Annotated in this window: 2 protein-coding genes and 1 pseudogene; all 3 read right to left on the reverse strand. The window is 40.5% G+C overall.

The genetic code is table 11. The annotated features are described in order from the left end of the window. Positions 1–567: pseudogene (locus tag GA0061080_RS13355) on the reverse strand (RHS domain-containing protein); the annotation flags it as partial. 27 nt (positions 568–594) lie between these two features. Next, positions 595–1,176, reverse strand: coding sequence for a hypothetical protein (locus GA0061080_RS12155; RefSeq protein ID WP_091126197.1), 582 nt, complete (start codon positions 1,174–1,176; stop codon positions 595–597). Between the two features lie 53 nt (positions 1,177–1,229). After that, on the reverse strand, positions 1,230–1,703 hold a 474-nt coding region (locus tag GA0061080_RS12160), incomplete at its 5' end, for an AHH domain-containing protein (RefSeq protein WP_209435848.1).

Genomic DNA, 1,703 nt, shown 5'->3' on the forward strand with positions numbered 1-1,703 from the left:
TATCGCAAGCTCGCCATAGGATTTGTAAACGCCACTCCAAACTATATCACCATTTGCGGTCATTAGCTCTTGTGGGGTGCCGAGTTGGTCGTTGAGGTAGTAGTAGATTTGTCCACCACGTCCTCGACCCACTAACTGCGCCATCGGTCTAAAGCCGGTGCTGCTTGGTTCGTAGATGTAGCTTAGGCAGCGGTAGTTTTGGGCTTTTGTGTGTTCATTGCGGATAGTTTCTACACTAAAATCCGCATCATCTGCATGGCATTCGGTAATAAGCTTATCGCCCAACCAGAAGAATAGCGTTTTATCACCGGTTTGCATGTCGGTTTTGCTGATTCGTCGACCAAAGGCGTCATACTCATAACAGTGCACGGTTTCAACGGTTTAATGAAAGTCTTTATCGTATTCGTGCCAATAGTGGCGGATTTTTTTAAATTCAATAAGCCGATGTTGCCCATCCCATTTAAATTGATGTTCGGTATGTTGCCGTTTACCGCGTAATTCTCGAATCACATTGCCGTATTCGTCGTACTGATAATGCCGGTCACCTTGAATCAGCAGGCGGTTAGCTTTGAGTTTATTGTGAAGCGCATTAAACTATGATGTTTCAGCCACAAGGTGGTCTGGAAACGTAAACGCTAATAATCCTGCCTCTTCAACCCGTTGTTTAAACTTTTCTGTCACAAAAACTCGACGGATATCTTCTTCTATAGTAAATAAATATTCATCGGTGATATTATCAGCGATTAACACTACATGCTCTATCATTAAACCATTGGGCCATTGTTTATAAATTGATTTTTCTTTATCAAAGCAACCTTTTAAAACATTTGTCGGAAAGTAGCCCCAGAACTTCTTCCTTTTACTTGCTGTAATAATCGGTAAAACTTGCCCTCGAGGAAGAAAAATATCACTTAATGCCTCTAAAGCCCTTTCGCTCAACACATAAAAAGGCGCTGTAAAGCCACTGATATCTAACTGATAATTCTTTCTACCATAATCATTTGCACATAGCTCCATAGTCACAGGTTGATATTCCTCGCCAAACGGTTGCCAATGATGATAAAGTGCCCTATCCATTGCTCTTCCCTGCATATCTTCTTGTCCCTTAGGGCAATTTTCAATAAATGAACTATAGTCAGATAAGTCTGAATTCAATAAATAAATCTTTGTTTTCATTATTTTTCTCCGTTTCAATTAACTTACTTATGATTAAATGTAATAACAAGCGCTTATAATTGTTGCAATATCGTTTTCCAATTTGCGTTACGGTCAGCGTTTGATAAAATATTTGCGATGTTTTTTAATTCAGCCTCAATTGCTTCTTTGGTGCCTATTTTATCTGCATTTCTAAGTCGCTTATTGACTTCATTAATATAATCATTAGGATGACGACCATTATGCATTATTCCTGGCAGTTTAGAGGTATTTTTATTTGTTGGCAAAAATACGCCATTCATAGCACCGTTAATATCAATACCATATTTTTCTAAAATTTTTCGTGCCGGCTCTGCCCTTTTTGCGCTTTCGGCCACAATATGATGAGCAGCGGTATTTTCTGGACGGAATACGCCCGCTTTTTCTAATGCCTCGCCTAATTGACAACTGGTTAACCCCAACGGGTCAATCCAAGCCAGTGGGTCGGGAACGTAGCTATAGGCGTTTTCGCCGCCGGCAAGTCCTATGGGGTCTTGGCTGATGTAGCG

Origin of the sequence: Gilliamella intestini (genome assembly GCF_900094935.1) — a bacterium.
In the GTDB taxonomy this organism is placed as follows: Bacteria; Pseudomonadota; Gammaproteobacteria; order Enterobacterales; family Orbaceae; genus Gilliamella; species Gilliamella intestini.